This window comes from Bradyrhizobium guangdongense (assembly GCF_006483445.1).
Taxonomy (GTDB): Bacteria; Pseudomonadota; Alphaproteobacteria; order Rhizobiales; family Xanthobacteraceae; genus Bradyrhizobium; species Bradyrhizobium guangdongense_A.
Genome location: NZ_PPPT01000095.1, coordinates 16,652 through 41,816, shown reverse-complemented (window position 1 = coordinate 41,816; position 25,165 = coordinate 16,652). Strand labels below are relative to the sequence as shown.

Annotated in this window: 24 protein-coding genes and 2 tRNA genes; 7 read left to right on the top strand and 19 right to left on the bottom strand. The window is 65.2% G+C overall.

Going from position 1 to position 25,165, the window contains the following annotated elements; genetic code table 11:
- Window positions 1-2: 2 nt before the first annotated feature.
- The gene (locus C2U70_RS14035) at window positions 3-293 is read right to left on the bottom strand and encodes a YggT family protein (protein ID WP_140978708.1); all 291 of its coding nucleotides are present in this window, start codon (window positions 291-293) and stop codon (window positions 3-5) included.
- Between the two features lie 190 nt (window positions 294-483).
- Between C2U70_RS14035 and C2U70_RS14030 the strand changes: the two genes are divergently transcribed.
- Window positions 484-559, top strand: a tRNA-Ala gene (locus C2U70_RS14030).
- Between the two features lie 126 nt (window positions 560-685).
- On the opposite strand, the gene C2U70_RS14025 is transcribed toward C2U70_RS14030, so the two are convergent.
- From C2U70_RS14025 to C2U70_RS13990, 8 genes are all read right to left on the bottom strand, one after another.
- Window positions 686-1,498 (bottom strand): enoyl-CoA hydratase, encoded by an 813-nt coding sequence (locus tag C2U70_RS14025; protein ID WP_140978706.1) that lies wholly within the window; start codon window positions 1,496-1,498, stop codon window positions 686-688.
- Between the two features lie 26 nt (window positions 1,499-1,524).
- Window positions 1,525-2,028 carry a nuclear transport factor 2 family protein gene (locus C2U70_RS14020; RefSeq protein ID WP_140978704.1) on the bottom strand — a complete coding sequence of 168 codons (504 nt, stop codon included), beginning with the start codon at window positions 2,026-2,028 and terminating at the stop codon, window positions 1,525-1,527.
- Between the two features lie 70 nt (window positions 2,029-2,098).
- Complete coding sequence (locus C2U70_RS14015; protein WP_140978702.1) at window positions 2,099-2,896, bottom strand: glutamine amidotransferase; 798 nt, start codon at window positions 2,894-2,896, stop codon at window positions 2,099-2,101.
- A 127-nt stretch (window positions 2,897-3,023) separates the two neighbouring features.
- Window positions 3,024-3,803, bottom strand: coding sequence for an SDR family NAD(P)-dependent oxidoreductase (locus tag C2U70_RS14010; RefSeq protein ID WP_140978700.1), 780 nt, complete (start codon window positions 3,801-3,803; stop codon window positions 3,024-3,026).
- Window positions 3,804-4,029: 226 nt separating this feature from the next.
- Window positions 4,030-4,518, bottom strand: a complete 489-nt coding sequence (locus tag C2U70_RS14005; RefSeq protein ID WP_140978698.1) for a TerB family tellurite resistance protein — start codon at window positions 4,516-4,518, stop codon at window positions 4,030-4,032.
- Between the two features lie 238 nt (window positions 4,519-4,756).
- On the bottom strand, window positions 4,757-6,169 hold the full coding sequence (locus tag C2U70_RS14000) for an adenylate/guanylate cyclase domain-containing protein (protein WP_140978696.1): 1,413 nt from the start codon (window positions 6,167-6,169) through the stop codon (window positions 4,757-4,759).
- A gap of 51 nt (window positions 6,170-6,220) precedes the next feature.
- Complete coding sequence (locus tag C2U70_RS13995; protein WP_140978694.1) at window positions 6,221-7,609, bottom strand: cytochrome P450; 1,389 nt, start codon at window positions 7,607-7,609, stop codon at window positions 6,221-6,223.
- Between the two features lie 36 nt (window positions 7,610-7,645).
- Window positions 7,646-9,016, bottom strand: a complete 1,371-nt coding sequence (locus C2U70_RS13990) for a hydrolase (protein WP_140978693.1) — start codon at window positions 9,014-9,016, stop codon at window positions 7,646-7,648.
- A 133-nt stretch (window positions 9,017-9,149) separates the two neighbouring features.
- Between C2U70_RS13990 and C2U70_RS13985 the strand changes: the two genes are divergently transcribed.
- Complete coding sequence (locus C2U70_RS13985) at window positions 9,150-10,838, top strand: MFS transporter (RefSeq protein WP_140978691.1); 1,689 nt, start codon at window positions 9,150-9,152, stop codon at window positions 10,836-10,838.
- Window positions 10,839-10,942: 104 nt separating this feature from the next.
- Here C2U70_RS13985 and C2U70_RS13980 read toward each other — a convergent pair whose 3' ends face one another.
- Entirely contained in the window at window positions 10,943-11,152 is a 210-nt protein-coding gene (locus C2U70_RS13980) for a hypothetical protein (protein WP_140978689.1), read from the bottom strand.
- A 181-nt stretch (window positions 11,153-11,333) separates the two neighbouring features.
- Window positions 11,334-11,645, bottom strand: a complete 312-nt coding sequence (locus C2U70_RS13975) for a hypothetical protein (RefSeq protein WP_140978687.1) — start codon at window positions 11,643-11,645, stop codon at window positions 11,334-11,336.
- A gap of 252 nt (window positions 11,646-11,897) precedes the next feature.
- On the opposite strand from C2U70_RS13975, the gene C2U70_RS13970 reads away from it, so the two are divergent.
- Entirely contained in the window at window positions 11,898-12,956 is a 1,059-nt protein-coding gene (locus tag C2U70_RS13970) for a polysaccharide deacetylase family protein (protein WP_140978685.1), read from the top strand.
- 83 nt (window positions 12,957-13,039) lie between these two features.
- On the opposite strand, the gene C2U70_RS13965 is transcribed toward C2U70_RS13970, so the two are convergent.
- From C2U70_RS13965 to C2U70_RS13940, 6 genes are all read right to left on the bottom strand, one after another.
- Complete coding sequence (locus tag C2U70_RS13965; RefSeq protein WP_140978683.1) at window positions 13,040-13,441, bottom strand: hypothetical protein; 402 nt, start codon at window positions 13,439-13,441, stop codon at window positions 13,040-13,042.
- Between the two features lie 121 nt (window positions 13,442-13,562).
- The gene (locus tag C2U70_RS13960; protein WP_246666749.1) at window positions 13,563-15,227 is read right to left on the bottom strand and encodes a hypothetical protein; all 1,665 of its coding nucleotides are present in this window, start codon (window positions 15,225-15,227) and stop codon (window positions 13,563-13,565) included.
- Between the two features lie 105 nt (window positions 15,228-15,332).
- Window positions 15,333-15,408: transfer RNA gene (locus C2U70_RS13955), tRNA-Thr, on the bottom strand.
- Window positions 15,409-15,496: 88 nt separating this feature from the next.
- Window positions 15,497-17,257, bottom strand: a complete 1,761-nt coding sequence (locus C2U70_RS13950; RefSeq protein ID WP_140978681.1) for a heme biosynthesis protein HemY — start codon at window positions 17,255-17,257, stop codon at window positions 15,497-15,499.
- A 7-nt stretch (window positions 17,258-17,264) separates the two neighbouring features.
- Window positions 17,265-18,455, bottom strand: coding sequence for a COG4223 family protein (locus tag C2U70_RS13945; protein WP_140978679.1), 1,191 nt, complete (start codon window positions 18,453-18,455; stop codon window positions 17,265-17,267).
- Window positions 18,456-18,524: 69 nt separating this feature from the next.
- Window positions 18,525-19,271 carry a uroporphyrinogen-III synthase gene (locus tag C2U70_RS13940; RefSeq protein WP_140978677.1) on the bottom strand — a complete coding sequence of 249 codons (747 nt, stop codon included), beginning with the start codon at window positions 19,269-19,271 and terminating at the stop codon, window positions 18,525-18,527.
- Between the two features lie 151 nt (window positions 19,272-19,422).
- Between C2U70_RS13940 and tsaD the strand changes: the two genes are divergently transcribed.
- From tsaD to C2U70_RS13925, 3 genes are read left to right on the top strand one after another with little or no spacing between them, the layout of a single operon-like run.
- A complete protein-coding gene (gene tsaD, locus C2U70_RS13935; protein WP_140978675.1) occupies window positions 19,423-20,496 on the top strand; it encodes a tRNA (adenosine(37)-N6)-threonylcarbamoyltransferase complex transferase subunit TsaD in 1,074 nt (357 codons plus the stop codon).
- Between the two features lie 2 nt (window positions 20,497-20,498).
- Window positions 20,499-21,479, top strand: coding sequence for an NAD(P)H-dependent glycerol-3-phosphate dehydrogenase (locus tag C2U70_RS13930; protein WP_140978673.1), 981 nt, complete (start codon window positions 20,499-20,501; stop codon window positions 21,477-21,479).
- 2 nt (window positions 21,480-21,481) lie between these two features.
- Entirely contained in the window at window positions 21,482-21,895 is a 414-nt protein-coding gene (locus C2U70_RS13925) for an EVE domain-containing protein (protein ID WP_140978732.1), read from the top strand.
- A gap of 144 nt (window positions 21,896-22,039) precedes the next feature.
- On the opposite strand, the gene C2U70_RS13920 is transcribed toward C2U70_RS13925, so the two are convergent.
- Window positions 22,040-23,125, bottom strand: a complete 1,086-nt coding sequence (locus C2U70_RS13920) for an adenylate/guanylate cyclase domain-containing protein (RefSeq protein ID WP_186294249.1) — start codon at window positions 23,123-23,125, stop codon at window positions 22,040-22,042.
- A 102-nt stretch (window positions 23,126-23,227) separates the two neighbouring features.
- Here C2U70_RS13920 and C2U70_RS13915 point away from each other — a divergent pair, with 102 nt between their 5' ends.
- Window positions 23,228-23,686, top strand: a complete 459-nt coding sequence (locus tag C2U70_RS13915; protein ID WP_140978671.1) for an SRPBCC family protein — start codon at window positions 23,228-23,230, stop codon at window positions 23,684-23,686.
- A gap of 136 nt (window positions 23,687-23,822) precedes the next feature.
- Here the strand turns inward: C2U70_RS13915 and C2U70_RS13910 are convergent, their stop codons facing one another.
- Entirely contained in the window at window positions 23,823-24,992 is a 1,170-nt protein-coding gene (locus C2U70_RS13910; protein ID WP_140978669.1) for a DNA topoisomerase IB, read from the bottom strand.
- Between the last annotated feature and the right edge of the window lie 173 nt (window positions 24,993-25,165).

Here is a 25,165-nt window from a genome sequence, read left to right as displayed (position 1 = left end):
GCCTAAACGACGTTCGGGTAGATGTAGTACATGATCACCCGCTCCAGGAACATGATGATCAGGATCAGGATGATCGGCGAGATATCGATGCCGCCGAGGCTGGGCAGGAAATTGCGGATCGGCGCCAGCACCGGCTCGGTAATGCGGTACAGGAATTCGGCCACCGCCGAGACGAACTGGTTGCGGGTGTTCACGACGTTGAACGCGATCAGCCAGGACAGGATCGCCGAGGCGATCAGCAGCCAGACGTACAGGTCGAGCACGATAATGACGATGTCGAGGACGGCACGCATGGCTTTTGAGAACTCTGGCTGTGGGGCGGGGTGGCGTACTTTTGCTAGATATCGGTTCCTCCCGCCCCAAACAAGGGAAGTTCCGGCGGAGTCTTGGCGAAAACCCCGTTACGCCCGTCCTTGACTTGACCTTGGCGGCGACTTAAATGGCGGCCGATTGTTGGCCGCGTTCCACCAGAGCGGCCACGATGGGGCCATAGCTCAGCTGGGAGAGCGCGTCGTTCGCAATGACGAGGTCGGCGGTTCGATCCCGCCTGGCTCCACCAGCCTTCGCTCGCTTCGCGAGCTTCGGCTCGGCAAGCCAGTCCAGCTCTTTCGTAGCGAAGTGAGCGAAGGCTGCCGCGGCGTAGCCCGAAGGGCGTAGCCGGGCTTCCTCAGCCGAATCGCACCCCCTACTTCCCCGTAAACCTTGGCGGGCGCTTCTCCATAAAACTCGCCACACCTTCCCGGAAATCGCTGCCGCTCAGCGCGACCATCATCTCCCGGTTGGCCTCGATCGTGGCCTCGCCGAGGGTCTGGAACGGCACCTCGTAGAGCTGGCGCTTGATCACGGCCATGGCGCTGGGCGAGACGAAATCGGCGAGGTCCCTCGCATAAGCATAAGTTTCCTCGCGCAGCTTGTCGGGCGGGCAGAGCCGGTTGACCAGGCCGATCCGCAGCGCCTCCTCGCTGGAGACGCGGCGGGCCGACATCAGGAGATCCAGCGCATTGGCATGGCCGACGATGCGCGGCAGCATCCAGCTAATGCCATGCTCGGCAATCAAGCCGCGCCGCGCAAAGGCCGTGGTGAAGACGGTATTGTCGGCGGCAAAGCGCAGGTCGCAATAGAGCGCATGCACGAGGCCGATGCCGGCGGTAGCGCCGTTGAGCATGGCGATGACGGGCTTGCCGATCGAGGGATAATAGCCATAGCGCGTCTGCCAGTCCGGCCTGCGGTTCATGTCGAAGGACGGCAGGCTGGAGGCGCGCCTGATATCGTTGGGATCGAGCCCCTTCAGCGCATCCATGTCGGCGCCGGCGCAGAAGGCGCGGCCGGCGCCTGTGATGATGATGACGCGGACATTGTCGTCGGCTGCTGCCGTCTCCATGGCGCGGCGGACGTCGCGCTCCATGATCGGCGTCCACGCATTCATGCGGTCGGGACGGTTCAGCGTGATGGTCGCGATCTTGTCGGCGACGTCATAGAGGATGTGTTCGTAGCTCACGGTGGTCTCTCCCTTCTGTTCTTGTTCTAGCTCTTGGCGCGCGAGCCCTTGGGGCGCGCGAGATAGGCCTGCGTTTCCGGCCGTTCGTTGAGCCAGCCGCTCCAGCGGGAAAATACTTTTGCCATCCGTGCGGGCTCGACGCCGAGCTGCGCCATCGCGACGCCGCCATTGACGGATTCATGGTACTCCGCGATCAGCCCGTCGCGGATGATGAAACGGCTCATGCCGTCGATGACGACGCGCTTGCCCTGGAATTGCGGAATGGTCGAGGTGAAGCTCGACAGCGACCAGGCATAGCCCTGGCGGCCGTCGAAGACGGGATCGAACATTTCCCAGCGATAGTCAGTGGCGTCGCGGTGAAACAGGCCCTGCATCATATGCGCGATATCGGCGCGGCCGCGATGCGGGCCGTAGATGTAGTCGTAGTAGACGCCGTCTTCGGTGAAGTGTTTTGCGAAGCGCGCGCCGTCGCCGGATTCCGCCGAATACGTGAACGCGTCGAGCAGGTTTGCAAAGTCCTCGGCAGTCATGGGGCCTCCCTCGCGCAGCCTCTCAAGGGGCTGCTTGCGGGATCGACCCTAACACATCTGCGGATTTGAACTACTCGGCGGCCTGCGCCAGCGCGGGCTGCTGCGCGAGCCAGCCGTCGACGAACTGTTTTAGCCAGGCGCGTTCGGTGACGTCGTAGACGGCGCGATCGGCAAAGTGATGGTGGCGTGCGCGGGCGCCAGGTGCGCCAAAACCGTCATAGCCGCGCGTGGTCCAGCAATGCATCATCGCGTAGGTCACGTCGGGATGAAACTGGAAGCCGAAGGCATTGCCGGTACGATAAGCCTGCACCGGAAAATCATCGCCCTCCGCGAGCAGCTCGGCACCTACAGGCAATTCAAAGCCTTCGCGGTGCCAGTGATAGACCTGATCCGGCCAGTTCGGGCACAGCGTGTGGCCTGCTTGTGTGGGGCGGATCGGATAATAGCCGATCTGCGTCAGCGCCTGCGGATGCGGTGCGACGCGTGCACCGAGCTGCTTCGCCAGCATCTGCGCGCCGAGGCAGATGCCGAGAAACGGGCGTTGTTCACGGAGCGGAATTTCGATCCAGTCGATCTCGCGACGCACGTAGTCGTCGGAATCGTTGGCGCTCATGGGGCCGCCGAAAATCACGGCGCCGGCGTGCCGCTCGAGCGTATCGGGCAAGGGATCGCCAAAACGCGGGCGGCGGATGTCGAGCCGGTGGCCGAGCGCACGGAGCGCATTGCCGACGCGGCCGGGTGTCGAGGATTCCTGATGCAGGACGATGAGGACCGGCAGGGGTTCACGGTGAGCGGCGGCCGCGTCCAGCGTCCTTCGGGGGAAGGGCACCACATTCGCGCCACCAACACTGAGAGACCGGAACGACATTGCCTTTCCAAACAGACGACGAGCTCAGACCGCCAGCATAACTAAGCGATCGTTAATTTCGTGTGAGTTCGCGCACACAGGGTTCGCTAAGCAAACCACGGGCCAGTACGGGGATTCCCGTACGCGCCTAGCGCTTGCGCATCTGGAACCGGCCGACCGCGTTGAGGATGAAGCCGCGCGGGAAGAAGCGCAGCAGGAACGGCACGATCTTGATGCCGAGCCCGGGCAGCACTGCCCGTTTATTGGCCATCAGGCCGCGATAGGCATCCTTCGCGACGTCAGCCGCCGAGACATTGAGGACAGCGGAATCGACGCCGGGCATAAAACCCGCGCGCGCCTGAAATTCTGATGGCACCGGCCCCGGGCAGAGCACGGTGACGCGAACGCCGCGCGGCCCCAGCTCGCCGCGCAAGGCTTCCGTGAACGAGATCACATAGGCTTTTGAGGCGTAGTAGACCGCCATGCCGGGCCCCGGCAAAAAGCCCGCGACCGAGCCGACATTGAGGATACCGCCGCGATTCTTGACGAGCTGCTCGGCAAAACGCAGCGAGAGATCGGTGAGCGCGCGGATATTGACGTCGATGATGCCGATCTGCTCGGCGCGGTCGCGCTTGATCGCTTCGCCGAACACGCCAAAACCGGCATTGTTGACGAGATGGTCGAGCTCGACGCCTTCCGCGGCGAGCGCAGCCGCGATCTTGTCACCGGCACTGCTGTCCTGGAGATCGCAGGCAATCACGATCGGCCGTGTGCCGCCCTTGGCCGCAATCTCGCTCGCAAGCGCTTCGAGCCGGTCGGCACGGCGCGCGGCCAGGACCAGCCGGTGGCCATTGGCCGCAAATACCCGCGCCAGCTCCGCGCCGATGCCCGCCGAGGCACCAGTAATCAGCGTCACACGCTCAGTCACGATGGAAGTCTCTTGAATGCAAGCGAATTGGAAGGGAACAAGGCCGACGAGAACACGCGCCTTGCGAAAAGCGCAAGCGGTCTCAGCGCATGGCGCCGTGAGCAATCAATAGGCAGTGCGGGAAAATGCCTTGTTTTGCAGGCCCGTCCGTCCGCCCGGCAATCAACTGGAACATTAAAGTTTCGTCATGTCGGCGACACACGCGCCGGTCGCAGCCCGCAGGCGGTCAGCCGCCCGCAACGCCGTCCTTCACCTTGCCGGTGCGGCGGTTGGCAACGATGTGCTTCAAATCGATCCGGTCGCGCTGCGAGACCGCCAGCAGATCGGACGCGCGCCAGACCACGTTGTCCTCGAACTCGGTGACATGGCCGTCGGCATAGACAAGCTCCCACATCATCTCGACGATGCGCTTGCGGCCTTCGTCGTCCACCGAGCGCATGATCACGCTGGTGAAATGATAGAGATCGACGGCCTCGCCCTCGACGTCCGTCGCCGACGCGATCAGGCGATCGGCAGTGCCGCGATCCAGACCAAAGTGGCTTTCGATCAGGCCGTGCAGCTTGCGCTTCTCGGTCTCCGTCGGCTCGCCATCCAGCGAGATCACATGGATCAGCAGTGCGGTGGCGGCCAGACGATAATCGTTATCGCCGAACGGGCGATCCTGGGCCTGCGGGGAAACGATGTCAGAGATGAACTGGCGCAATCCGTCGAGCATTACGTCCTGCCAAAATCCGATTGAAGGGAGCGCCGCAAAAGCGGCTTCGACCAGCTCCTATATGAGCGTGAAACCCAAACGGCGCAACGTGCGGCAGGCCTGCGCGCTGCATTACGTTTCGGCAATCTGAGCGGACCGTAGCCCGGATGGAGCGAAGCGCAATCCGGGGAAACCGGCCATTGCTGAGAAATACCCGGATTACGCTTGCGCTCCATCCGGGCTACGAAGAGCTAAGTGGCTACGGTATCTCGTACACCACCATCTTGTCGGCGATGCCGCGCAGCGCGGCCTGTTTCTGGATCGGCCGGATCGAACGCTGTTCGAGAATTTCGGCCACCGCCGGCGCGTCGAGCACGGGGCCAGTGATGTGAATTTCCTGCGCCGTCGAGAGGCTCTGCACGCGCGCGGCGATGTTGACGGTCTGGCCGAAATAATCCTGGCGCTCGTTGAGCATCACCGCGAGACACGGTCCTTCGTGGATGCCGATCTTGACGATGAGATCGTCCGTGCCGCGCTGCTTGTTCAGCTCGTCCATCGCCGCGCGCATCTTCAAGCCCGCGACGATGGCATGCTCGGGACGAATGAACGTCGCCATCACGGCATCACCAATCGTCTTCACGACAGCGCCCTTCTCGGACGCGATGATTTCCAGCAGCGCATGGAAATGCGCGCGCACCAGGTCGAACGCCGCGAGATCGCCGACGCGTTCGTAGAGCGCGGTCGAGCCCTTGAGGTCGGTGAACAGGAAGGTCAGCGAGGTGATCTTCAGCCGCTGGTCGACGCTGAGATTGTCGGCCTTGAACACGTCGCGAAAGGTCTGATTCGACAGCATCCGCTTCGCGGTGAGGAACGGCTTGCGCTTGCCGATCAGGTGATGCATCGCCTCGCCCGCGACGAAGACCGAGGGTAGCACGCGCTGGTCCGCCTGGTTGTCGAGCGACAGCCGCAACGGACCGGGGCGCATGGTGCGCGTGCCGCCGGTCGGCGTCGGCGTCTTGGTATAGACCAGCGAAAGCTGCTGCCGGTCCCTGGTCGGCTCGCCCTGGACGTCGATGAACTGCGCCGAATGCGTCACCGGCTCGAAGATGATGATGAACTCTTTCGGCAGTTGCAGCGACAGTACCGCCTTCTCGCCCGCCGGCAGCTCCATCGTATCGAGTGTCACCTCGTCGGCAAGCGTCGAAAACCCCTCGACATTGAAGTCGACGCCTGAGCTCCAAAAAATCTGCTTGTAATAGTCCCAGATCGGCAGCGTGTTCGGATCATGCGCGGCGATGCGCCGGACCCGCGGGCTGACAGTGAAGGCGACCTCGACCTGCTCGTCGACAGAAGCCTCATAGCCGCAGGCACACAGGCCGCAATGATAGTCGTCAGGCTTGAGCGATTTCAGTGTCGAGTGTGCGCCGAGCACACCGCCGCAACCCGGACACAGCACGTTCCAGGTCAGGTCGAACAGCCCCAGCCTCGATGAATGAAGAAAGCCCGAGATGACCTTCTCTTCGTCCAGCCCGATGCTCTTGGCGAAGTCGATCGCGTTGATGCGGTTGAGATCGGGATCGGCGCCCTTCTCCACGAGGTGCTCGATCGCATTGGCCACCGTCGCATCCGCGGTCTGCCGCAGCAATGCAAACTGGGCCTTGATGTCACTCATGACGATAACCTCTCGGGTGAGGATCGGGAAAATTCTCGATCGGGCCTTCCGTCAGCGAGGCGTGATGGAAAACATCGGCGAATAGTCCGGCTGCGTCGTCACGACACCAATCGCCATCACCGGCTTCTTGTCGAGCAGGTCAAAACGAAATGCACCGATCAGCTTCGCCAGCGCAAGGGTCGACTCGACCAGCGCGAATTGCGCACCGATGCAAACGCGCGGCCCGACGCCGAACGGCAGATAGGCAAACCGGTCCGGCTGCGGCGCGCCCGGCATGAAACGCGCGGGGATGAAGGCATCGGGATCGGTCCAGAGTTTTTCGTGCCGATGCAACAGCCAGGGCGAGATCAGGATGACGTCGCCCTTGCGCACCTTTTTGTCGCCGATCGTGTCGGGCGCCGCGGCAGCGCGTGCGATCAAAAACACCGACGGATAGAGCCGCATGGTCTCGTCGATGACGGCGCGGGTGAATTTCAGCCGATCGAGCTCGAGCCCGCCGGCGGCCATCGCGCTCTTCACCTCGGCGGCCACTTCGTCCTGCGTCTGCGGATCGAGCGACAGCAGATAGAGCGCCCAGAACAGCGCGGTCGCGGTGGTCTCATGGCCCGCGAGGATCATGGTCGCGGCTTCGTCGCGCAACTGCTCCTCGGAGAATGCGGCCCCGGTCTCGGGGTCGCGCGCTGCATCGAGCAGGTCGAACAGGTCGCGCGGCGGCGCGCCCTCCTGCTTGCCGATGGCACGGCGCTCGGCCATGACGGTCGTCATGAACTCCATCCAGCGCTTGCTGAAGCGCGCGCGGGCAAAATCCTGCGGGCTCGGCCAGCTCAGGGGCAGCAGCAGATCGAGCGGATGCGGTCGCGCGAGGTTCTCGCCATATTCCATGATGAGCTCGCGCAAGGTCTTGCCGTGGCGTCCCATCTCGAAGGAGAACATGGTGCGGCCGGCGATCTCCAGCGTCATGCGCTGCATGACGTCGCGCACGTCGACCGGCTGGTTACCCTTCGCCTTCAATTCTTCGATCGCCTCGTCGACGCCGTCGACCATGTGCGGCACCAGCGTGGTGACGGCACGCGGCGAAAAGGCCGGGGCAAGCGTGCGCCGCTGATGCTTCCAGGGGCGCCCTTCGGCGATCAGCACGCCCTTGCCGAGGATCGGGCGCAGCACCCTGATGCCAGGCGCGGTTCGCGTGTAGTTCTCGTAATTGTCGACCAGCACGTGCTTGATGGCGTCGGGCCGGTTGACGATGAAATTGCTGCGCAGGAAGAAGCGCGCCTGGATCAGATCCTCCTGATAGGCGCGCGGGCCCCAGGTGGAGATGACGCTGTCGCGCATCGCCATGATCCGGCCGAACGTCCCCATGCCTTCGGGCGCACGGGGCGGGCTCGGCGGGACCAGGGGCCGACGCGCCACCGGTACGTCATAGGCTTCGGCGATGCTCATGGCTCTCTCCGCTGAAAGCGCGCTGCAAGCAAATAGCTAGTAAGTCAGTTCGGCAATCGCAATCCTGTTCTCCTGGGCCGGCCAGGCACGTGCCACAATCCGTTCTTCGTTGAACTCTGCCACAATGTTACGGCCGACGTCCGAGGCCGGAAGCCTTAAGGTAGCGTCCGAATTCGTGGGCACGCCCGGCTTGACGTCCGCCGGCTCCTTGCCGTCGAACAGCACGACGTCCCGCGGCAGGCCAAAATAGCCCCGCGGCCGCGACATGATCACGACAGCGCCGGCGCCGGCATCGGCCGGCCCGAGCGGACGCGCAGCGCGAAGGTGCACGACGTCGGACGAACGCGCGAAGGGCGAGCGGTAGATATGCGTCGTGGGCGCATCCGGTGACGTGAGCACGAATTCGAGATACGCAGTGGGCTCGACCTGGATCGGCCCCCAGCGGCCATCAGCCCCGGTCTTGATGCTGTACAGCGGATCGCCCCGGCGCTCGCCGCTATCAGGGTCGACGCGGAAGACTTCGACGGTGGCACCGGCCACCGGACGGTTGGTCGCGTTGCCGCCGGGCGTGCCCGTGGCGAGACCGCTCAGCTTGACGCTCGCTTCAGGCACGACAGCGATGCGCGCCGGCTCGCGGCCGGCGATGAACTTGTAGATCTCGCGGAAGGCGCGCGGATGAAACGCGACCTCGCGGTGATCGAGCGTGCCAAGCACCAGATTCGTGGCGCCCTTCAATTCCGGCCCTTCCGCCGTGACGTTGGTGGGCACGCCCGGCTGACCGATGAAGCGGCCGTCGGGTTGGGCATATTTGTCCATGCCATCGCTGCGCAGCGTGAGGAAGGCCGGGCCCGGCGTCACCTCGCTCTCGCCCTCGTTCAGTCCGCGCAGGAACGCGCCTCGGCCGTTGAACTCGCTGCCGAGCAGACTGTCGATCGCGAAGACGCCGTGATTGGGCGTGCCGCAGAGCACGGCGTGGCTGACATCGGCCGCGCCGCCGTTCTTGATGACGTTACGGATCGCATAGCCGCCGCGCGAGCTGCCGACCAGCGCGACGCGCGCAGCTCCGGTGCGCTTCTTCAGCTCGGCGATGGCCGCGGCCAGCTCGCGGCGCTGGTCCTCGGTCGAGGACTTGTCTGCCTGCTCGACCTTGTCGTCGCTCCTTGCATTGGGATTGGTGAAATTCAGCGCCATCATGCGCTCACGCGCGATGCCGTTCGATTCCATCCGCCACAAAACGGTGGTCCAGACCGCGTCGCAATCGCCATTGCCGTGAACGAACAGGATCGGCGGCACGTCAGCCGCGGGCGTTGCGGCCGCGCCTTGCGCGAACGCGGAGTTGCGCAGGCCCGCAACAGCGAAGGGCAGCGCGCTGACGCCTCGCAGGATGGTGCGTCGCGAAAATTTCATGGTGTTCCTCCCCGGCAAAAATAAGGCTCGTTGCGCTGCTTATAGCCGTCTAACCACTGGACAGCGAAGGACTTTCGCAGGCATCACTGAAACATCGTCGCGCGCAGTTCTGCCAGTCGAGATGGAAGGGGATATGACCGAGCAGCCGAAACGTCCGAGAGGTGCCGGCGAAGGCATCGCCGCCCCGCTGCGATACACCGTGTTCCGGCGCATCTGGCTCGCCAGCCTGCTCTCCAATCTCGGGCTCCTGATCCAGGGCGTGGGCGCGGCCTGGGCGATGACGCAGATGGCGGCCTCGGCCGACAAGGTGGCGCTGGTGCAGACCGCGCTGATGCTGCCGATCATGCTGATCTCGATGCCGGCGGGTGCCATCGCCGACATGTACGACCGGCGCATCGTGACGCTGGTCTCGCTCTCGATCGCGCTGATCGGCGCCACCGCGCTCACCGTGCTGGCCTGGCTCAAGCTGATCACGCCTGAAACCCTGCTCGCCTTCTGCTTCATCGTCGGCAGCGGCAATGCGCTGTTCGGCCCCGCCTGGCAGTCCTCCGTCAGCGAGCAGGTGCCGCCGGATGCGCTGGCGTCGGCAGTGGCGCTGAACGGCATCAGCTACAATATCGCGCGCAGCTTTGGCCCCGCCATCGGCGGCGTCATCGTCGCGTCGCTTGGTGCCGTGGCGGCCTTCGCGGCCAACGCGATCCTCTATCTTCCCCTGTTTGCGGTGCTGCTGCTCTGGCGACGCACCACCGAACCCTCGCGCCTGCCGCGGGAAAAGCTCAACCGCGCGATGGTGTCCGGCTTTCGCTACATCACCAATTCGCCGCCGATCAAGATCGTGCTGTTGCGAACGCTGGTGATGGGCCTGATCGGCGGCGCCGTGATGGCGCTGATGCCGCTGATCGCGCGCGATCTCCTGCATGGCGGCGCGCAGACCTATGGCATCCTGCTGGGTGCGTTCGGCATGGGCGCGGTGCTCGGCGCACTCAACATCCATGAGCTGCGCAAGCGCATGAGCGGCGAATCGGCGATCCGCGCCTGCACGATCTCGCTGGCCTTTGCGATGGGCGCGCTCGCGATCAGCAAGGAGCCGGTGCTGACGGCGGCAGCCCTCGTGCTGGCCGGTGCGGTCTGGATGGCTGCGGTGGCGCTGTTCAACATCGGCGTGCAGCTCTCCGCACCGCGCTGGGTCGCGGGCCGTTCGCTCGCCGCGTTCCAGGCCGCGATCGCGGGCGGTATTGCGATTGGCGCCTGGGGCTGGGGTCATCTCACCGACTATGCCGGCGTCGAGGTTGCGCTGCTGGTTGCCGCCGGCACGATGCTGGTCTCGCCGGTGCTGGGCTTCTGGCTCACGATGCCGCGCGTCGGCGCACGCAACGAAGATGCGGAAGTGCTGGCCGATCCCGAGGTAAAACTGTCGCTGACGGGACGCAGCGGGCCGCTGGTGGTCGAGATCGAATATCGCGTTGCCCAAGAGAATGCGCGCGCCTTCCACAATGTGATGCAGGACGTGCAGCTCTCCAGGCAGCGCAACGGCGCCTATGGCTGGTCGATCGCACGTGACATCGCCGACCCCGAATTGTGGACCGAGCGCTATCACTGCCCGACCTGGCTCGATTATCTGCGCCAGCGCAACCGCTCGACCCAGTCCGAGCGCGCGCTGCATCAGGAGGCAATCGATTTCCACATCGGGCCCGAGCCGGTGCGGATCCGCCGCATGCTGGAGCGGCCGTTCGGATCGGTGCGTTGGAAAGAGGAGACGCCCGACAGCGCGTCAGGCGAAGTGCTTCCGGTGGTTGCGACCGCGGCGGGGAGCAGCACTTAGTCGCCGCCCTTGTAGCCCGCATGAGCGTCAGCGACATGCGGGGTCGAAGAGTCCCGGATATCGCTTCGCTCATCCGGGCTACGAATCCTGCGACGATATCGAGACTACTGCCCGTGCTCGGTCAGCACCTTCTCGCACGCCTTGCTCAGGCGCGAACGGTTTTGTTTGAGGCACGCCAGCACGGCCATGTCGCCATTGTTCATCACGGCGCGGCAGAAGCGCGAGACGTCGCGCGCGCAGGCATCGTTCCCTTGCTGTGCGGATGCGCTCGATGCGACGAGAATAAAGGGAATGACAAAAAGAAATCTGGTCATCGCGTGACGCCTCATACCCGGACAATAGGCGGGCGAAGCTAGAGCGACGGTTCCGTCACCGCAACGACTTTGTGGAAGCGATGATCCCGGGCGAGTGGCCCCGGCTTGCGCCGGGGCACTTGCCAAGAGTGGGAGCTCAAGGACGCGATGGCTTCGATCACCACCGCAAAGAACAGATGTCTTACTTGGCGCTGTCGTTTGCGTCGGCAACCTTGCGGGTCGCACCCTTGGCGAGATCCTTGTCCATCACGGCGCGGCAGCCGGGGCTGAGATCGGCGCGGTGCTTCATCATGCAGGCGGTGATCTTGGGAATGTTGGGGATTTCCGACGAGCACAGGCGGAAGGCGTCGCCGGTGCACATCTGCTGCGCTTCGGCGGTGTAGGCGAAGCTCGAGGTCGACGAGATGATCGAAACCAGGGCCGCGAAGCCCAGCGCCAGGCTGGTATCGCGGATCTTTGAGGTCAGAGACTTGCTCGAAGTAGAGGTGGTCATTTGAGGCTCCCATTGGCACCGCGTCTTGCGGGCCCGTTGTTGATGGGAGCTACGATGCTCCAGGAAAGTCGTTTCCACTGTGATGACGGTCACGAGGACCCCCCTCTTTGTGACATCGGTCACACAAGCAAATCTGTCTGAAATCCCTCCGCAATCGCCGCCGTGTTGGTGTGACGTTAACCGATCCTTCGCATTAATGGCTGGGCGCGAGGGAAAAGCGCTCGTTTGGTTGCGTATTTGGAAAGAGTAGCGATGCGTAATGCGTTGGGCCTGATGCTGGCCAGTGTAATTGCGGCGGTCGTGATCGCCGGAGGTTGGTTCTTCTATTCCTCGCGCGCCGAAACGGCCGCGCCCCAGACCACAGCCGCGCGCAAGCCGGATCCAGCGCCCGCGAAGCTCACCGCCAAGGACGACGTCGAGGTTACCGCGGCCCTTTCCGGCAAGCAGGTCGCTGCTGGTCCGACTCCGCCGCCCGCACCGCCCGCACCGCCGCCGGCTCCCGTCGCGCAAAAGCCCGCTTGCGCCAATCCGAACGCGCTCGGCGTGTCCCGCGTGGTCGAGATCGACACCACAGGCGGCCCCGGCTTCGGCTTCGATCATTTCAAGCAGTTCGACTTCCTGACCGACAAGGAGGTCGTGCTGACCTTCGACGACGGTCCGTGGCCGAACAACACGCCCGCCGTGCTCAAGGCGCTCGCCGACGAATGCACGAAGGGCCTGTTTTTCTCGGTCGGAAAGCACGCGACCTATCATCCGGAAATTTTGCGTCAGGTGCTGGCCCAGGGCCACACGGTCGGCACGCACACCTGGTCGCACGTCAACCTGAACAGCAAGAAGCTGACGGAGCAACAGGTCAAGGACGAGGTCGAGAAGGGCTTTAGCGCGGTGAGATTCGCGCTCGGCACCAACCCGGCGCCGTTCTTCCGCTTCCCGCAGCTTCAGCACAATCCGGCGATGGTGACTTATTTCGGCACCCGCAACGTCGCGATGTTCTCGACCGACATCGACTCCTTCGACTTCAGGAAGGGTGCGACGCCGGACAAGATCGTCAGCAACGTGATGACCAAGCTCGACAAGCTCGGCAAGGGCATCATCCTGATGCACGACTTCCAGAAGCACACCGGCGAAGCGCTGCCGACGCTGCTCGCCCGCCTCAAGGCCGGCGGCTACAAGGTCGTGCAGATGAAGGCCAAGACGACGTTCCAGACGATGCCGGAATATGACGAGGCACTGCTGAAGGAGCTGAAGGTGCCGACCGCCGGCACGAGCGCGCGCCCCATCTCAAGCGTGGTGCAAACGGTCTCGCAGTAAGCGCGTCAAAATAGCGCACGGATGCACAATGGCCGGGCTCATGCCCGGCCATTGTCGTTTCAGGGGAGACTGCGAACGGGGCCTTACCAGTAGATGCCGTGGCGATGCAGCTCGCTGATGATCCGGCCTTCGGTCCAATACGCTTTGTGCTTCGGCTTGCTCGCCTTGGCTGCGGTCTTGGTCTGCGTCACCGGCTGGGTCGTGGCGGTGGAAGCCTGGGTCTGTGTCGTCGCAGGCGGTGAAGTCGTGGTCGTGGCGGCAGCAGGCGCCGGTGTGGAAACCGCGGAGGGGCGCTCGACATAGGCCGGCGCCTCGGCGGGCTTGGCCAATTCGGTCGACTGCGCCACCGCCGTCGTATTTGACGCGGCCGGCTGCTGCGCGGCGGCCGGCTCATTGCTCGAAGCCAGCGACAGGCTGCGGGGACCGGCGGCTTGGGCCGATGCCGAGACCAAAACCAGAGCGGCAATCAGAAGAATCTTGCGCATGTCGTGTCTCCCGTTCTTGGCGTGACCGGAAACTAGGAGATGCGCGCGCGGGATTATGTGATGCAGATCACGCAGGCGCCTGCCCGAGATGAACCGCGGCCGAACCCACCCCTGCCGACGTTCAGCAGCCCCGCCGATAGACCCGCAGCGTCACGTCGGGAAACGACAGGCTATCGAGCGGGCAGACGCCCTGCTCCTTATCCAGCCGCGCGATAATCTCGTCGCCGACGCGCGGCGGCAGCAGCGTGTGCTGGATCGAACTCGAAACGACGAGAATGTCCGACCGAAGCAGCGAATCGACCGTCGCTTGCACCGTCCGGTGCAAGAACTCCTGGCGCACGATGAGATTCATTTTCGCTTGCGTCGCATACAGTTGCACTGTCATGGGCGTCACCGGATAGGGACTCGTGAACCCCACATAGAGCGGGCGGTCGGTATTCGATTTCATCCCGCGCAGGCGCGACCACAGGCGGTCGGTTGCGACGCTGATATCGTCGCGCTGTTGCGCGTTGAGCGCCGTCGCGGTGCTGACCTGCCCGATGACGACGTTCGTGACGAACAGGAATGCAACGGCAGCCAGCGCAAGCACCTGAAGGCTTGCTAGCGCATTGCGCCGCGTGTCCATCGCAAGATGCCAGCGCAGCATCAGCGCTTCAATGCCCGCCAGGTTGGCGCAGAAATTGAGCGCCATCGCGACGATGAAGATGCCGTAGAACAGCGCACCGAAATAATAGGTCTTGATCTCCGCGACCGACGGAATGACGTAGGCGATCAAAACCGTCGCCAGCAGCACGGAAGCATCCAGCAGCGCAGCGCGCCCCATGATCGCCGCGAGCAGCACGCGAAACAGCATCAACGCGAGCCCCCAATAGAGCCATTTGTCGAGACCGAAGCGTCCCTCTCCGCCCAGGGAGAAACGCAGCATTCCAGTCCAAAAACTCTCGCCGCCGCTGGTCCAGATGTCGCGGTCGCGAACGAAAACTTCGAGAATGTAGGTGATGGTGGCGACCAGCGCGGGTCCGAGGACCAGCGCCACCGTCACAATCAGTCCGAGCAGAAACCATGCTAGTGCGACAAGCGCATCGCGGAGCGACGACCGCAATCCACCGGCTTCGATGCAGTCGGCCAGCAGGCGCATCGCGAACGCGCTTCCGAGGCACACGAGTGAGGCCGGGAACGAGGTCGGCTTGATGCTCGCGGCGATGGCGCAGACGATGCCGAGGACGACGAGTGATCGGGTGCTCCTTTGCAGCACGCCGCGATAGACGATCGCGCCGGCAGCAAAGCCGACGGCAAGGCCCGACGGCAGATCAGGCCGTGCCTCGGTGATCGTGTGCCAAAGCACGGGCACACAGACGGCTCCCACGAGGCAGGTCGCTATCTCAACGGCGGGCCGCTTCCATGTGAGCAGGATGACGCCGAGCAGGAACGCGAACACGACCACCGCATGCACGAGATACGGCCCGATATAGCCGCCGGGAAACAGGCTGAGGCCAACGACCGCCACCAGCGTCGAGAATGGCGCGTGGTGATGCAGGAGATCCCAGACGCTGGCCGTCACGCTTCGACTACCGAGCGCGTTCATCCACTTCACGGCGTGATGGAAATAGGAGACGTCGTCATAGAGCGGAGGAACGGAAAGCCGGCTGTAGAGGCTCGACACTTCGAGCGAACGATACGCGACGACCGCCGTGAGCAGGAGCGCGAGACCAATCAGCCCGGCGAGCCGCGCCCAAGGCAGCTCATCGTCCATCTCGGCGCCGTACCCCATGCCCACCGCACCCATATGCCGATCCTAGTTGCAGCGAAGGGACGCGCAACGCGCCGTCATGACCGCGCGATGCGCAGCAAGTGGCAGCCAAATCGTCTCGTTTGGGAGGGATCAAGGCGCTGGTGCCGCAAGAGGGATTCGAACCCCCGACCCCGTCATTACGAATGACGTGCTCTACCGACTGAGCTATTGCGGCGGACCATTTTGGGGCCGAAGCGGTGCCAGCCCCCTACGCGCGCCCCTGATATCGGGCATGGCCCGAATTGGCAAGGAGTTGCGGCCGCTCAGGCGCCCCAGCGGGACCAGAATCCGCGCCAGCCGCCGGCCTGGGCCTTGGGTGTGCCGATTTGTTCCGTGAATTCATCGGCCGGAGCGTCGTCATCGATCCCGGGGTCGTCGGGCGCGCGGACGATGGGGATGACCGCGGGAATCGGCGCCGGCGCCGGCTTGCCGAGATCGGGGCGGGCCCGGAACACCGGCGTCGCCGCGACCGGGGCTGATTCGACCGGCTCAGGGGCCGGCTCGGCCGGGACCGGGTCGGCAGCCTCTGCTACCTCAGGGGTCTTGGCCTCCAAAACCCTGGTTTCGGGCGCTTTGGCGGCGGGCGGAGAGTTGTCCTGCGGAGCCGGCGCTTGGGCGGGCACTTGCGTCTCCACGACCGGTTCCGTCGCAGCCGCACCGGACGTGACGCGCTTCGGCGGGGGGGCGGCCAGCATGGCCTCCTCGAACGGGGAGGATTCGATCGTGGTGCCCTTGTCCGACGGCAGGCTCGCGACCGGCGTCTGCCACTGGAAGGCGTCGAGACGGCCGGTGACCGGCGAGACCGGGCGCCAGCGATCGCTGACATAGCCGTCCGCGGTCCAGGCGGGATCGTGGCGGGCGCGCACCGCGCGCAAGGTCCAGGCACGGGCGCGGCCGCTATCGCCATGCTCGGTGCGCTCGACCTCCGCCATCAGCAGCGCGACACGTTGAGTCGGATCGGCGACGAATGGCGCCAGCACCTCGCGGGCACGCGCGAATTCTGATGCATCGATCGCGGCGCGCGCGATCGCCAGTGCGCCTTCGATGTGGCCCGACGTCTTCGCGGCGAGCGTCTCGACCCGCTGCAAGCGCTGGCGCGCGGAATCGCCGAGCTTCACATGCGCATAAGCATCGGCGAGATCGGGATGCGGATGCGCGAGCCAGGCCGCTTCCACCATCTTCATGGCGCGGCGCACCTGATGCGCCTCGCTCTCGAACTTTGCGGCGAGCACGGCAGCCGGCACCAGCGTCGGCGCGAGCTTGACCGCTTCCATCACGCTCTCGCGCGCGACGTCGCGGTCCATCGTTTGCAGTTCGAGCGCGCGCGCCGTCAGCAGCACGCCGCGCTGGCGGCGATAGGTCGGCTTGTCGATCAGGCCTGCGGACAGGTTGGAGTCGAGGATCGCGAGCGCGCCGCTCCAGTCGCTCCGCGCGCAGCGGAAGCCGAGCACGGCGTGCGAGGCCCAGGTCGACGACGGCGACAGCTTGATCGCTTCTTCCGCGATCATCACCGCCGAGACCGCATCGTCGGCGCGCTGCGCCTCGATGAAGAGGCCGCGCAGGCCGAGCAGGCGCGTGTCCGGTCGTTCGGCCATGGCGCGGAACGCACGCTGCGCTTCGTTGCGATTGCCGTCGAGCTGCGCCGATTGCGCATGCAGCAGGAGAGCCAGCGGATCATCCGGCGCGTGGCGGCGCGCCGCATCGGCATGGCGGCGGGCGAGGCCGGTATCGCCATGGCCGATCGCGAGCAGGCCTTGCGTGATGGCATGACGGCCGCGCGCATGACGTTTCTCGTGGCGGCGCCGGCGCATGCGCCCCGGCGTGCGCCAGATCGCGCCCAAAATGCTCCAGACGAAGACGGCTGCCACGGCAACGAGGCCGAGCCCCAATGCGAACACCGGCACCGTCGTCCTGGCGCGCAGATTGCCCCAGGTCAGGACGACGTCGCCGGTCTGGTCGGCGACCCAGGCCGCGCCGGCCGCGGCGAGAGCGATCAGGATGAGGAAGAAAACGACGCGAAGCATGAAAATCCTATTGCGCAGCTTTGGCGAGATCCGCCATGGCCTCGTCGGCGAATTTGCGGGAGGCGGCGAGCGCCGCATCGCGCGCGTCGGTTTTTTCGAGCCAGGCCTTTGCCGGCTCGCGATCGGTCTCGGGCAAGGTCTTCAACTCGCGGCGAGCTTCGTTGAAGTCGTTGCGCAGCGCAGCCGCAGTCACCCGCGCGACGATCGCGCCGCGATCATTGCCGACGGCATCGGTGCGCTCGATGCGCACGAGCTTTGCCGCACCGGCCTGCAGACGGTCGACGATGCCGGTGCCGCTGGTCTGCGCCTCCGCAGGCGGCGACAGCTTTGGCACGATGTTGAGCAGCTCGCGGGTCAGCATGACCGAGCTCGGAACGCCCGATGTCGCGAATGCATCGAGCGGCTTGAGCGCGGCGGGATCGGCGGCGAACGAACGCGCCGCCGCGAGCTGCGCGGCATAGCCGTCATTGTGACGGACCGCGACATCGAGCAGCGCCGCCGCAACGACGCGGCGCAGCGGCTTGTCATCGGCAGGTTTTGCGTCGGCGATCTTCTCGCCCTGCTGGGCGAGCTCGGCGCGCGAGGCCTTGATGGTCTTTTCGAGCTGCGCGATGCGCTCGTTGACGGCTGAGAAGTCTGGCGCGGTTGCCGCAGCACCGGGCGCGGCCTTTACCGCGTCCAAGGTGCTCGCAAGTTTGTCCGACTGCGCGCGCACGGCAGCGAGATCGCTACGCAGACCGGTCACCGATTTTTCGAGTGCATCGACGCGCGCGGCTGCGGCCGGATCGGCAGCGGGCTTGCTGATTTTGGCTTCGACGCTGGCGACGCGGCCAGTCAAGGCATCGACAGCCGCCGTCGTGACTTGCGGCGCAGCGGGCGGCGCCTGCACCGCGGGCCATCCGAGCATCCAGCCGACCGCAATGACGAGTGCGGCCGCGACCGCGCCCGACAGCGGCGCGATTACCCAGGGAGATACCGGCGCAGGCACCGGCGTCGGCGGAACGGCCGCGTTGGCCTCGCTGCGCTCCGGTTCGCCTTCAACCTCTGCCTTGGATGGCTCGGGCTGTGCCTCTGCCTCACCGGCCTGCTGCGGCTGGGTGGAAACTTCGGTCGCCTCGAGATCGATGGTAGGTGGGGTGCGCTTGGCACGGCCGGATTCGGGGGCCAATCCTGCGTCTTCAGGCTTGTCATCGGCCATCGTGACGTTTCCCTCAACTTGCAAAGCGTACTGATCCGGACCCTTTTACGTCGGATTCGGCCCGTTCTCTTACGCCAAACGGGTCCGCAACGCACGCTCCAAGGTCTCGAACAGGGCATTTTCGTCCGGCGAGGCCGCCACCGCGACCTGTGTCGCACCCGCCTCGCGCAGGACGGCGGCGACATTCTCCGACAGGCAACATTGCGGAATCGCTAACGCGGAAATCTCGACGCCCTCCCCACGCGCCGCCTCCAAAAAGGCCCGGGCGGTGCGCCGGGAATAATGCAGGACGGCCTCGATGCCGTGGGCGGCAAAACCGTCGCAGACCGCGCGGGGCAAATGGCTGACCGGCGCCATGCGGTAGGTCGTCTGCGTGACCACGTCAAAACCGTCCGCGCCAAGCTCGCCGGCGAGATCGCGCGACAGGTCGGCTCCCGCAAGATAAAGCAGCGTGCTCTTCTTCTTCACGACCTTGTCGCGCGCGCTCTTTGAGATGGCGTCGCGCAACGCGGCCGCATCGCCGCCGGCGACGATGACCTCGACAAAGCCGGCGTCGCGGGCCGCGGCCGCCGTGTGCTCGCCGACCGCGAACAGCGGCAGCTTTGACAGCTTCAGTTCCGCCAGTTGCGGCACGATGGCACGGATCGCATTGGCCGAGGTCACGATGACGGCGCCATATTTCGTCTCGCCTGCGTCCTGGAACGCGACGGGCTCGAATTTCAAGAGCGGCGCGAGGTGCACGTCGAACCCGCGAGCGCGCAAGGCAGCCGCGGTGGTCTCATTGTCAGGTTGCGGCCGTGTCACAAGAATGGCCATGGTCTATATTCCCGGCATGTCGTGGCGAGCTATCCTCGGAATAAAGGCAAAGCGTGACAATTGCGCTTGGCGTCCCCGGAATGCTACCGGACCTACCAGAACTCTGCTTTACGGATGAGCGCAAGGTCGCAAATTGGATAACGATTCGCCAATGCTGGTGCTGGGTATTGAAACCACCTGCGACGAGACCGCCGCTGCGGTGATCGAGCGCGCGCCCGACGGCAGCGGAACGATCCGTTCCAACATCGTGCGCTCGCAAGTGGACGAGCACGCCCGCTTCGGCGGCGTGGTGCCGGAAATTGCCGCACGCGCCCATGTCGATCTGCTCGACGGTATCATCGACCGCGCCATGAAGGATGCCGGCGTCGGTTTCGCCGAGTTGTCCGGCGTGGCTGCGGCAGCAGGTCCGGGGCTGATCGGCGGCGTCATCGTGGGTCTCACCACCGCGAAGGCGATCGCGATGGTGCATAATACGCCGCTCGTTGCGGTGAACCATCTCGAGGCGCATGCGCTGACGCCGCGCCTGACCGACAAGCTCGAATTTCCCTACTGCCTGTTCCTTGCCTCCGGCGGTCACACCCAGATCGTCGCTGTCGTCGGCGTCGGCCAGTATGTGCGGCTCGGCACCACCGTCGACGACGCCATTGGCGAGGCCTTTGACAAGGTCGCGAAGATGTTGGGGTTGCCCTACCCCGGCGGTCCGAAAGTCGAGCAAGCCGCCTTAAGCGGCGATGCCGCGCGATTTTCGCTGCCACGGCCGATGCTGGGGCGACCCGACGCAAATTTCTCACTGTCCGGTCTCAAGACGGCCGTGCGCAATGAAGCGAGCCGCATCGTCCCGCTGGAGCCGCAGGATATCAGCGATCTCTGCGCGGGCTTTCAGGCCGCCGTGCTGGAATCGACTGCTGACAGGCTGAGCGTTGGCTTGAAGTTATTTCGCGAACAGTTCGGCGCACCGCATGCCCTCGTCGCCGCCGGCGGTGTCGCCGCCAATCAGGCGATCCGCGGCGCACTGCAGGACGTCGCCGACAAGGCGCAGACCGAGCTCATTATGCCGCCGCCGGCGCTCTGCACCGACAACGGCGCCATGATCGCCTGGGCTGGCGCCGAACGCCTCGCGCTCGGCCTGACCGATACGATGGAGGCGCAGCCACGCGCACGCTGGCTGCTCGACGCAAACGCCACGGCGCCGGCCGGCTACGGCAACACCCGCGCGGGATATTAGCCATGCCGGCGTTCCAATCCGTCGCTGTCATCGGTGCGGGCGCCTGGGGAACGGCGCTGGCAACGGTTGCCGCGCGCGCGGGACGCAGCGTCACGCTGTGGGCGCGCAATGCGGAGCATGCCGCACGCATTGCTTCGACGCGCGACAATCCGCGGCTACCCGGCGTCGCGATAGCACCCGAAATCGTCGTGACGAACGAGCTTGCCTTGGGGGCGCGGGCCGACATGATCCTGATCGCAACCCCGGCGCAGCATCTGCGCGGCGCGGTCAACGCATTGGCATCGCATCTGACAAGACCCGTGCCGATCGTCGCCTGCGCCAAAGGCATCGAGCACGGCACGCATAAATTCATGACCGACGTGATCGCGGAGGCCGCGCCCATTTCGCAACCTGGCATCCTGTCGGGCCCGAGCTTTGCCGACGACGTCGCGCGCGGCCTGCCGACTGCCGTCACGCTGGCCGCGAAGGACGAACTGCTCGCAAGTGCCTTGGTGCAGGCGCTGGGTTCACCGACTTTCCGGCCCTATCATTCCACCGACGTGCGCGGCGTCGAGATCGGCGGCGCGGCGAAGAACGTGTTGGCGATTGCGGTGGGCATCGCGGTCGGACGCAAGCTCGGTGCATCCGCGCAGGCCGCGCTCACCACGCGCGGTTTTGCCGAGCTCGCCCGGTTCGGCCGCGCGCTTGGCGCGCGCAGCGAAACGCTCGGCGGCCTGTCCGGCCTCGGCGACCTCATCCTGACCTGCTCGAGCCCGCAATCGCGCAACTTTGCGCTCGGGCTTGCGCTCGGCCGTGGCGAGAAGGCGCCGGCCGGCAAACTCGCCGAGGGCGAGTCCACCGCGCCGGTCTTGATTGAGCTTGCGGCTTCGCAAAACATCGAGATGCCGGTATCACAGGCTGTGGCAGCGATTTTGAGCGGCAAGACGACGATCGATGCCGCGATCTCGGGGCTTCTAACGCGCCCCTTCAAGGCTGAGGAATGAGCATGGCGTATTGGCTGGTGAAATCCGAACCGTCGGTGTGGTCATGGGACCAGCAGGTCGCCAAAGGCGCGAAGGGCGAGGCCTGGACCGGCGTACGCAACTTCACCGCACGCCAAAATCTCGTGGCCATGAAGAAGGGCGACAAGGCGTTCTTCTATCATTCCAACGAGGGCAAGGAGATCGTCGGCATCGCGGAGGTGATCAAGGAGGCCTATCCCGATCCGACCGACAAGACCGAAAAATTCGTCTGCGTCGACATCAAGGCCGACAAGCCTCTGAAGACGCCGGTGACGATGGCCGCGATCAAGGCGGACAAGAAGTTGTCAGGCATGGCGCTCGTCAAATATTCGCGGCTCTCGGTGCAGCCGGTGACGGCGGACGAGTGGAAAGCCGTCTGCGAGATGGGCGGGCTTTAAACTCAGATCTGTAGGGTGGGCAAAGCCAAACGGGGCGCGCGAACGCGCGCCCGATGGCGTGCCCACCACTTCTATCTCGATCGCGGAGAGATGGTGGGCACGACGCGCGAAGAGCGCGCCTTTGCCCACCCTACCGCAGCGGCGCTAGTCGGGCAGCGCAAACACCTCACACGGAGCTGCAATCCCACGCAGCTCATGCGTCCCCAGCGCAATCAGCTGCGCATTGGTCTCCGCGGCAAGCGCACCTGAAACAAGCACCGTCTTGCCGAGCGGCCGGCACAGGCCTTCGAGCCGGCTCGCCAGATTCACGGCGGGACCGATCGCGGTGAAGTCCAGACGGTTGGCGGCGCCGATATTGCCCCAGAGCATTTCGCCGAGATGCAGCGCCGCGCCGAACGACAAGGGCGGTAGTCCCTGTCGCTGCCGCTCTTCGTTGAGATGCGCCATGCCGGCCTGCGCGGCAGCCGCCGCGCGCAACGCCGCCTGGCAGGCACGACGCGGCGGTTCGCCGACGACAGGAAAAATCGCGAGCACGCCGTCGCCGATGAATTTCAAGACTTCGCCACCGAAGGCGTGCACGGCGCCGGCGATGCGGTCGAACCAGGCATCGAGTGCGGCGATGACAGCGGCAGGCGGATTGCTTTCCGACAGCGCCGTAAAGCTACGCAGATCGGCATAGAGAAGCGCGGCCTGGATGGTCTCGCCGAGATCGCGGCGCAAGGGAGCCGCCATCACGCGCTGCGCGCTGCGCCGTCCGAGATAGGCTTCAAGCGTTGCCGACAACGTCGCGCGCGCAGCGAGCACGGCGAGCGGTGCCGCGGCGAAGCGCGCGGCCTGCTTCAACTCATCGCTCTCGTCCGGCGTGAAGGGACGCGGCCCGATCCAGCCCAACGACGGACCATTGACCCGCGCCCCGATCACGTCTTCGTGCACGACACCATCTGCCCTGTCGCTGAGCCAGCGGCGGCCGGCATCGCCGGAGGCTTGCGGCGCAAACGCCGCCGGCCCCGACGCAAAATTCAAGGCTTCCATCACCTCGCCGCTGTCGGCGCGCCACAGCCAGGTTCGTCTTGCAATCAAGGGATGCGGCACGTCGAGGGTCAGCGTGCCGGCGGCGAGCGGCAGTCCGTCTGAAACCAGATGCGCGCCCAATTCCGCCAGGAGCCGGTCCGCGCCTGCGGTCTCCGCGGCGGAATCGACGAGCCAGGCGAGCGTGGCGGAAAGTTTCATGACGCGATCATGGCGTCCGCGCGCCATCTTTGTCACGACCTATCCTTGAACTGGAACGCGCGCACCGCCATCTCACCCAGCGCAACGGAGACCTCAGCCGCAATGACCGAGCCGTTCATCGTCCGACGCGAGACCCAAATCGCGGCCCCCCGCGCCACCGTTTTTGCTTTCCTGACGGACCCCGACAAGATCTTGAGCTGGATGGGGACCGAGGCGACGATGGAGCCGCATCCCGACGGGCTCTATCTGCTGAAGGGCATCGGCCCGCGCAACGGTGCGGCGCGTGGCGCGTTTCGCGAGGTCGTGCCGGTGCATCGCCTCGCTTACACGTTCGGTTGGGACGGCGGCCAGGAAGTGCCGCCGGGATCAAGCCTGATCGAGATCGACCTCTTCGAGCAGGACGGCGGCACCTTGCTGCGCATGACCCATAGCGGCCTGCCCAGTGAAGCGCAGTGCATCAGCCACAGCAAAGGCTGGGCGCATTATCTGGGACGGCTGACGAGCGCGGCCGCTGGCCTTGATCCCGGTCCCGACAAGGGCCTGCCGAACGAGAGGATGTAGATCGGTAGGGTGGCAAAGCCGACGGCTCGCGCGAATGCGTGGCCGAGGCGTGCCCACCATTTCGTCATCGATGACTTGGAGAGATGGTGGGCACGGCGCAAACGCGCCTTTGCCCATCCTACAGCGGTTGCGATCGTTAGACCGCCGCCGTCGCGACGACCTGCGCCAACAGTTGCTCGCGTCGTGCCTGCGAGCGCTGGCCCTTCATGGTCGCGGCAAAACGCTCGAGGATGCCATCTTCGAACGCCGTGACGATGGTGTCGTGCACGTAGCTCTTGCGGCAGATCGCCGGCGTATTGGAGAGCTTGTCCGCCGCGGCGCGGATCGCATCCAGCACCTGCTTCTTGCGGCCGCGCTGGCTGGTGGCCGGCGTGATCCGCGACAGGGACTCGACGACCACGGCCGAGGCCATCAGCGTACGAAAATCCTTCAGCGAAATCTTGATGCCGGCGATCTCGCGCAGAAACGCATTCACCTGCGTGGTGCTCACCGCGCGCACGATGCCGTAGGCGTCGCGATACTGGAACATGCGCTTGCCCGGCACCCCGTTCAGAATGCCGATCGCGCGCACCAGCTTGGCCGCGTCGCATTCCTTCCGCACGGCCTTGCCACCCTTGGCCTTGAAGGTCAGCACGAAGGAGTCGTCCTCCAGCGTGACGTTGGACTTGAGCATCGTGGTGGCGCCGCGGGTGCCATTGAGGCGCGCATAGGATTCATTACCGGGTCGGATCGCGGTGCGGGCGATCAGCTCGATGACGGCCGAGAGCGCGAATTCGCGCGTCGGCTCGCCGCCGGACAGGAACGCCGAGACCTTGCGCCGGATCTTTGGCAGCGCGCCGACGAGCTTTTCCAGGCGATGCGCCTTGCGCTGCTCGCGCACCTTTTCCCAATCGGCGTGATAGCGATATTGCAGCCGGCCGGCGGCATCGCGGCCCACGGCCTGGAGATGCGTCTTCGGGTCAGCCGAGTAGCGGACCTCGCGATAGGCCGGCGGCACCGCCATGGCGTGCAGCCGGCGGATGGTCCGGGCATCGCGGATATGTGCGCCGTTGGGACGGACGAAGGAATAACCCTTTCCGCGCCGGATGCGGCGGATGGTCAGCTCGTTCTGGTCGCCGAGGCGCAGCCCCAGCTCCCGGGCGAGGGATTCCACGGTGGCCGGAGGGGTCGCATCGTAGGTCTTTTTCGGGTTGGGACGAGGAAAAGGGGCCGGTTTGGGCCATTGTCCCAGGGCTTTTGCCAGAGCAATAGCGGCGGGATCGGCCGAAGCGGGTTGAATCGCTCCCAGATTCTGCTGATCCATCATAATGTTACGCCTTAGCTCCGCCTGTTACCCGTCAATGCCGTTGTTTTGGCTTTTGTTCCTGTCGGGTCTCTCCGGACCCGGTTTGGCCATTTAGGGGCTTCCGAACTGCATTGCGAGTCCCGAATCGGTGACGAGCGGTTCCTGAATACCGCATTCCGGCGCATACCGGGTTT

Coding starts and splice junctions, on each gene's coding strand:
- C2U70_RS14035 (WP_140978708.1), bottom strand. CDS start 293: ATGCGTGCCGTCCTCGACATCGTCATTATCGTGCTCGACCTGTACGTC.
- C2U70_RS14020 (WP_140978704.1), bottom strand. CDS start 2,028: ATGACTGCCGAGGACTTTGCAAACCTGCTCGACGCGTTCACGTATTCG.
- C2U70_RS14015 (WP_140978702.1), bottom strand. CDS start 2,896: ATGTCGTTCCGGTCTCTCAGTGTTGGTGGCGCGAATGTGGTGCCCTTC.
- C2U70_RS14005 (WP_140978698.1), bottom strand. CDS start 4,518: ATGCTCGACGGATTGCGCCAGTTCATCTCTGACATCGTTTCCCCGCAG.
- C2U70_RS14000 (WP_140978696.1), bottom strand. CDS start 6,169: ATGAGTGACATCAAGGCCCAGTTTGCATTGCTGCGGCAGACCGCGGAT.
- C2U70_RS13995 (WP_140978694.1), bottom strand. CDS start 7,609: ATGAGCATCGCCGAAGCCTATGACGTACCGGTGGCGCGTCGGCCCCTG.
- C2U70_RS13990 (WP_140978693.1), bottom strand. CDS start 9,016: ATGAAATTTTCGCGACGCACCATCCTGCGAGGCGTCAGCGCGCTGCCC.
- C2U70_RS13985 (WP_140978691.1), top strand. CDS start 9,150: ATGACCGAGCAGCCGAAACGTCCGAGAGGTGCCGGCGAAGGCATCGCC.
- C2U70_RS13980 (WP_140978689.1), bottom strand. CDS start 11,152: ATGACCAGATTTCTTTTTGTCATTCCCTTTATTCTCGTCGCATCGAGC.
- C2U70_RS13975 (WP_140978687.1), bottom strand. CDS start 11,645: ATGACCACCTCTACTTCGAGCAAGTCTCTGACCTCAAAGATCCGCGAT.
- C2U70_RS13970 (WP_140978685.1), top strand. CDS start 11,898: ATGCGTAATGCGTTGGGCCTGATGCTGGCCAGTGTAATTGCGGCGGTC.
- C2U70_RS13965 (WP_140978683.1), bottom strand. CDS start 13,441: ATGCGCAAGATTCTTCTGATTGCCGCTCTGGTTTTGGTCTCGGCATCG.
- C2U70_RS13960 (WP_246666749.1), bottom strand. CDS start 15,227: ATGGGTGCGGTGGGCATGGGGTACGGCGCCGAGATGGACGATGAGCTG.
- C2U70_RS13950 (WP_140978681.1), bottom strand. CDS start 17,257: ATGCTTCGCGTCGTTTTCTTCCTCATCCTGATCGCTCTCGCCGCGGCC.
- C2U70_RS13945 (WP_140978679.1), bottom strand. CDS start 18,455: ATGGCCGATGACAAGCCTGAAGACGCAGGATTGGCCCCCGAATCCGGC.
- C2U70_RS13940 (WP_140978677.1), bottom strand. CDS start 19,271: ATGGCCATTCTTGTGACACGGCCGCAACCTGACAATGAGACCACCGCG.
- tsaD (WP_140978675.1), top strand. CDS start 19,423: ATGCTGGTGCTGGGTATTGAAACCACCTGCGACGAGACCGCCGCTGCG.
- C2U70_RS13930 (WP_140978673.1), top strand. CDS start 20,499: ATGCCGGCGTTCCAATCCGTCGCTGTCATCGGTGCGGGCGCCTGGGGA.
- C2U70_RS13925 (WP_140978732.1), top strand. CDS start 21,482: ATGGCGTATTGGCTGGTGAAATCCGAACCGTCGGTGTGGTCATGGGAC.
- C2U70_RS13920 (WP_186294249.1), bottom strand. CDS start 23,125: ATGAAACTTTCCGCCACGCTCGCCTGGCTCGTCGATTCCGCCGCGGAG.
- C2U70_RS13915 (WP_140978671.1), top strand. CDS start 23,228: ATGACCGAGCCGTTCATCGTCCGACGCGAGACCCAAATCGCGGCCCCC.
- C2U70_RS13910 (WP_140978669.1), bottom strand. CDS start 24,992: ATGATGGATCAGCAGAATCTGGGAGCGATTCAACCCGCTTCGGCCGAT.